Source organism: Kitasatospora sp. NPDC093806 (assembly GCF_040683335.1).
In the GTDB taxonomy this organism is placed as follows: domain Bacteria; phylum Actinomycetota; class Actinomycetes; order Streptomycetales; family Streptomycetaceae; genus Kitasatospora.
Genome location: NZ_JBFBDO010000068.1, coordinates 40,164 through 46,576, shown reverse-complemented (window position 1 = coordinate 46,576; position 6,413 = coordinate 40,164). Strand labels below are relative to the sequence as shown.

The window sequence follows — 6,413 nt, the reverse complement described above, 5'->3', positions numbered from 1 at the left end:
CTGTCCCTCGCGGACGCCTGCACGCTGGTCGTGGCGCGCGGTCGGCTGATGGAGGCGCTGCCCGAGGGCGGCGCGATGGTGGCCGTCGGGGCTCCTGAGGCTGAGGTGCGGGAGCTGCTGGACGGTACCGAGGGTGTGTGGGTGGCGGCCGTGAACGGCCCGTCGTCCCTCGTCCTCTCCGGACACGAGGAGCAGGTCCTCGCCGTGGCCGCGGCTGCGGCGGAGCGGGGCTTCCGTACTCGTCGTCTGACGGTCAGCCACGCGTTCCACTCGGGTCTGATGGACCTGATGCTGGAGGAGTTCAACACGGTCGTCTCGGGCCTGCGCTTCGAAGAGCCGACCGTTCCCCTGGTGTCGACCGTGACGGGCCGGGTGGAGACGGAGCTGTGGACGGACCCCGCTTACTGGGTCCGCCAGGTCCGTCAGTCGGTGCGCTTCGCCGACGCCGTGACCACCATGCTCGACCTCGGCACCGGCGTGTTCCTGGAGGTCGGCCCCGACGCCGTGCTGTCCGGGATGGTGGCCGAGTGCCTGCCGCAGGACGGCCCGGCCCGCGCCGTGGTCCCGTCCCTGCGCCGTGACCGTGACCAGGCTCGTACGGCCGTCGAGGCGCTGGCCCGTCTGCACGCGGCGGGAACCCCCGTCACCTGGGAGACCGTGTTCCAGGGCACCGGCGCTCGCCGGATCGACCTGCCGACCTACGCCTTCCAGCGCCGCCGCTACTGGCCGGAGGTGTCCGGGACGGGCGTCAAGGACGCGACCGGGCTGGGCCTGGAGACCGCCGCGCACCCGCTGCTCGGCGCGGCGATCGAGGTCGCGGACAGCGACGAGGTCCTGTTCACCGGCCGGCTCTCCCTCGCTACGCACCCGTGGCTGGCCGACCACACCGTGCTGGGCGCCGTCGTGCTGCCCTCGGCCGGATTCCTGGAGCTCGCCGTCCGCGCCGGTGACCAGGTGGGCGCCTCCTTCGTCGAGGAGCTGACGCTGGAGGCACCGCTGGTGCTGGAGAAGGGCGCCGGGGTTCGCCTGCAGGTCCTGGTGGCGGAGCCGGACGCCGCCGGCCGGCGCGGCGTGGCGATCCACGCGCGACCGGAGGGCGCCGTGGAGGAGCCGTGGACCCGGCACGCGAGCGGTGTGCTGGCGGCGGACGGCCCGGTCACCGGGACCGATCTGACGCAGTGGCCGCCCGCCGGGGCCGAGGCCGTCGACCTCGACGGGTGCTACGAGCGGCTCGCCGGGTCGGGCTTCGCCTACGGGCCGGCGTTCCAGGGCCTGAGGGCCGCCTGGCGCCTCGGCGACACGGTGTTCGCCGAGGTGGTGCTGCCGGAGCAGGTCGCCCCGCAGGCCGCGTCGTTCGGCCTGCACCCGGCGCTCCTGGAGGCCGCGCTGCAGTCGGTGTCGCTGCCGGCGGCGGACGGCGGGGAAGGCCACCGGGGGCTGCCGTTCTCCTGGAGCGGCGTCTCGCTGGAGGCGGTCGGTGCGACGGCCCTTCGGGTCCGGCTGACCCCGACCGGGCCGGACACGCTGTCCCTGGCCGTCGCGGACGGGGCGGGCCGGTCGCTGGCGGCCGTCCGCTCGCTCGCGCTGCGGCCGGTCCGGGCCGACCGGCTCGCCGCCGTCGGCGGCACGGGGCAGCGGTCGCTGCTCGAACCCGCCTGGGTGTCGGTGTCGGTGCCGGAAGCGACCGCGGCCCCGTCCTGGGTGGCGGTCGGCGGCACCGGGGCCGTGCGGCTCGCGGCGGCCGTGGACGCGGCCGCCGACGACCGGCCTGCTGCCGGGGCGCTGGTCGTGCCCGATTTCGACGCGCTCGGCGGTCTGCTGGCCTCGGGCGGTCGGGTGCCGGAGGTCGTCCTGATCCCGGTGCCCACCGCGGCGGAACTCGCCGCGGCCGGCCTCGCCGTGGGCGCTCCGGCCCCGGCGGACGCGGACGCCCCGGACGCGGACGCCAACGTCGTGGGCGCCCCGATCGCGGACGCCGCGGTGGCGGCTGTGCGCTGGGCGGCCGAGGCGGTCCGGGCCGGGCTCGCCGACGAGCGGCTCGCCGGTGCGCGGCTGGTGTTCGTCACGCGTGGCGCGGTGACCGTCGACCCGGCCGACCGTGCGGCGGACCCGGTGGGAGCGGCGGTGGCCGGGCTCGTCAGGTCGGCGCAGGCAGGGGACGCCGGACGGTTCGGCATCCTCGACCTGCCCGACGGTCCGTTCGACGAGGCCGCTGCGGCCGCCGCGGCCGCCCTGCGGATCACGGACGAGCCGCACCTCGCGGTCCGCGCGGGGACGGTGCTCGCGGCGCGGCTCGTCCGCGTGCAGGGGCGGGAGGCCGGGGCCACGGCGCCCGCGCCGCTGTCCGAGGGCACGGTGCTGGTCACCAACGCCGATGGGGCGGTCGGTCAGGAGGTGGTCAGGGAGCTGGTGGACGTCCACGGCGCTCGGCACCTGCTCCTGACGGTCTCCGACGCGGGCGACCTCGACGGCGGCTCCTACGGCGACCTCGACGGTGGCTCCGAGGGCGACATCGACGGCGCGGAGGTACGGCTGAGCCGCGTGGTCTGCGACCTCACCGACCGTGCGGCGCTGGACCGGCTGCTGCGGGACGTCCCCGCCGACCGCCCGCTGACCGCGGTGGTCCACCTGCCGGGAGCGGAGGCGGCCGGAGCGGCCGCCGACCAGGCCGACGAGGAGGCGCGGCAGCACCTGCGGGCGCGGCTGGTCGCGGCCGAGAACGTGGATCTGCTGACCCGTGGAGCCGGGGTGGCGGCCTTCGTCCTGTGCGCCTCCCCGGCGGGTGTGCTCGGCGAGCCCGACCGGGCCGGCGCCGGTGCGGCCGGCGCGTTCCTGGAGGCGCTCGCCCACCGGCGCAGGGCCGCGGGCGGTGCGGCCACGGTGCTGGGCCGGGAGGCGTGGGCCGAGGAGGCCGGGACCGACCGGTCGCTGCCCGGGCCGTGGTCGGCCTGGCTGAGCGACTCCGGTCGGCCCGGGGGGCTGGGCGCGGCGCTCGACAGCGGGCTGCCGGCCGTGCTGGCCGTGCGGCCGCGGGTCGGGAGCCGGGGGGCGTCGGACCACACCGGTCCGGTTCCCGCGCTGCTGCGGGGCCTGGTGCGGGCGACGGTGCGCCGCACCGCGTCGGCCGGGACCGCGGAGACGCGGGAGGACCTCGGGCGGCGGCTGGCCGGTCTGCCGGAGCACGAGTGGCCGCCGGTGCTGACCGAGATCGTCTGCGGCCAGGCCGCCGCGGTGCTCGGCCACGGTGCCGCGGCCGCCGTCCGGCCGGAGAAGGGCTTCATCGAGCAGGGCTTCGACTCGCTCACGGCCGTGGAGCTGCGGAACCGGCTGAACGACGCGACGGGCCTGCGCCTGCCGTCGACCCTGGTGTTCGACTACGCGACCCCCGAGGCGCTGGTCCGGGGCCTGTGCGGGGAACTCGCCGCCGGGGTCCCGGCCGGTCCGGGGGAGGCGGCGGCCGGGGAGCTGCGGGCCGGTTCGCCGGGTGCCGGGGCCGTCGCGCCGGCTCCGGCCTCCGACGACTTCCTCGCCTCGATGTTCACGCAGGCCTACGAGCGGGCCAAGCTGGAGCACGGTCTCGATCTGCTGATCGCGGCCGCCAGGATCAGGGAGAAGTTCGAGGATCCGGCGGCGGTCGCCCGGGTGTCGGAGCCGGTGACGCTGGCGTCGGGTCCGGCCGGTGCGGCGATCGTCTGCTTCCCCACCCTGGGCGCGCTGTCCAGCCCGTACCAGTACGCGCGCTTCTCCGCGCCGCTGGCCGGCCGGCGCGAGGTGCTCTCGCTCCCGCTGCCCGGCTTCGTGAAGGGCGAGCTGCTGCCCGCCGATCTGGAGACGATCGTCGAGCAGCAGGCCCTGGTGATCGAGCGTCGGTTCGGTGACCGGCCGTTCGTGCTGCTCGGCCACTCGTCCGGGGGCTGGACGGCCGCCGCGGTGGCGCGCCGGCTGGAGCGGGGCGGTGCGCGGCCGGCGGCCCTGGTGCTGCTCGACACCTACGCACCGGACAGCCCGCCGCCGGCCTCGATCCAGTACGGGTTCATCGACACCATGCTGGACCGCGGCGACGTGTTCGGGAGCATCGACGACACCCGGTTCAGTGCGATGGGCGGCTACTTCGACGTGTTCGCCGAGTGGCAGCCGGAGACCGTTCCCGTCCCGACGCTGCTGGTGCGGGCGCAGGACCCGCTGCGGCACCCGTCGGCGGAGGCCGGCGAGACGGAGGAGTGGCGCTCCTCCTGGCCGCTGCCGCACGAGGCGCTGACCGTCCCGGGCCACCACTTCAGCATGCTGGAGGAGTACTCGGAGGACTGCGCCGTCGCCGTGCACGACTGGCTGACCACCGAACTCGGCGCCTGACGCCGGTTCTCTCCCGGGGGCTCCCCGGCGGCGTTCGCCGCCGGGGAGCCCCCGTTCGGTTTGCCGCTTGCAATCCGGAAAGTGCCACGGGGCCGTTTATGCGGTGCCGGAATTTGCGGAACCGGACCGTCAACACCCGCTTTCGATGAATTGTTGCGCCTGCACAAAGTCTGTCCGAGACTTGCTGGGAGATCGACCGGGGCTGGGGTAGGGTGAGCTCGTCGCGGGGGGCGAAGGAGTCGGGTCTGCCCCCAGGCTGCGGGTTCCGAAAAAGGCCTCATCGCCTATTCGGGCAATGCGTACACACGGGGAGATGCAGACCTATGGGAAATCTTCTTTCTGAACGCTTATCCGGCCGGTGGGCGCAATTTGTCGGCCCGCACCGCTTTTCACCTGGTCCTGCAGCGGGCCCTGAATTCGCTGTGCAGGAATTCCCGGCGCGCGCGGTTCTGAATGCCGCGCGCCGGCCTGGCCTCCCTCCTGCCTGATCCCCTCCGGGGGTGACCGCCGGCAGGCGCCTTGGCGCGTACGGACGCCGGTCGACAGGACGCCGGTCGGCGGGACGCCGTCGATGCCCGTCCTCTGACGCTCCCTCGGTGCCGGTGGCGCTCCGACCCGCGGTGGTGTGAGGGGGCGTCCGTCCGTGTGCCCGCGATCGGGTCCGGCGGGCGATCGCCACAGTCCGGAACCGAAGCCCGTCCGCCCCGGGGTCGCGCCGGCGGTGCCCGGCTGCCCCGTGCCCACCCGGTGGTGACGGCCGTGCCGCCGCGGCGCCGGTCCGGGCATCCCGGCCCCGCCGCGCGCACTTCGCTCCGCCATGCGCACTTCGCTCCTCCCCGGGCCGCAGCCGGGGGCATCCACGAAGGGAACTCTGATGACGGATCTTGTCATGCCTGCGACGGAACGGCCGGTCTCCGCCGAGCCGGCCTCGCCCGCCGAGGCGTTTCCGGTCCTGGGCGTCGACGCCGTCGAGTTCGCGGTCGGGAACGCCAAGCAGGCCGCGCACTACTACTCCGCCGCGTTCGGCATGCGCCTCGTCGCCTACCGGGGCCCGGAGACCGGCTGGCCGGAGACGGCGTCCTACGTCCTGGTCTCCGGAGACGTCCGGTTCGTCTTCACCTCGGTGGTGCGGGCGGCCGGCCCGGAGGCCGCCTTCCTCGCCGACCACGTCGCCCGCCACGGCGACGGTGTGATCGACGTGGCCATCGCCGTCCCCGATGCCCGGCGCGCCCATGACCTCGCGGTGGCACGGGGCGCGACCAGCCTGGCCGGGCCCCGCGAGGCGGCCGACGAGTACGGGGTGGTGCGGACCGCCGCGATCGCCACCTACGGGGACACCCGGCACAGCCTCGTCGAGCGGACCGGCTACACCGGCCCCTACCTGCCCGGCTACGCGCACCGCGAGCCGCTGCTGCCCGTCCCCCCGCGGCCCCTGCTGACCGGGATCGACCACTGCGTGGGCAACGTCGAACTGGGCCGGATGGACGAGTGGGTGGCTTTCTACCGCCGGGTCATGGGCTTCACCAACATGAAGGAGTTCATCGGGGACGACATCGCCACCGAGTACTCCGCGCTGATGTCCAAGGTCGTCGCCGACAGCACGCTGGCCGTGAAGTTCCCGCTCAACGAGCCGGCCGTCGGCCGGAAGACGTCCCAGATCGACGAGTACCTGAGGTTCTACGGCGGGCCGGGCGTCCAGCACATCGCCCTGGCGACCGGCGACATCGTCGCCGCCGTGCGCGAACTGCGGGCCAGGGGAGTGGAGTTCCTGGACACGCCGGACAGCTACTACGACACGGTCGGTACGTGGATCGGCGAGACCCGGGCGGCCGTCGACGAACTGCGCGAGCTCAGGATCCTCGCCGACCGCGACGAGGACGGCCACCTGCTGCAGATCTTCACCAAGCCCGTGCAGGACCGGCCGACGGTGTTCTTCGAACTGATCGAGCGCCACGGCTCCCAGGGCTTCGGCAAGGGCAACTTCAAGGCCCTGTTCGAGGCCATCGAGCGCGAGCAGGAGCGCCGCGGCAACCTCTGAGCCGCCACACCCCGACGTGGAA

General features: G+C 74.9%; 2 protein-coding genes. Both read left to right on the top strand.

The annotated features are described in order from the left end of the window. Positions 1 to 4,353, top strand: a 4,353-nt coding sequence (locus tag AB0N76_RS26740; protein ID WP_363561140.1) for an acyltransferase domain-containing protein, incomplete at its 5' end; no start/stop codon positions are given. Between the two features lie 889 nt (positions 4,354 to 5,242). Further along, positions 5,243 to 6,391 carry a 4-hydroxyphenylpyruvate dioxygenase gene (gene hppD, locus AB0N76_RS26735; RefSeq protein WP_363561138.1) on the top strand — a complete coding sequence of 383 codons (1,149 nt, stop codon included), beginning with the start codon at positions 5,243 to 5,245 and terminating at the stop codon, positions 6,389 to 6,391. The last annotated feature ends 22 nt before the right edge of the window (positions 6,392 to 6,413 follow it).

Excerpts from the sequence above, each read along its gene's own strand:
- hppD (WP_363561138.1), top strand. The coding sequence starts at position 5,243 with ATGCCTGCGACGGAACGGCCGGTCTCCGCCGAGCCGGCCTCGCCCGCC.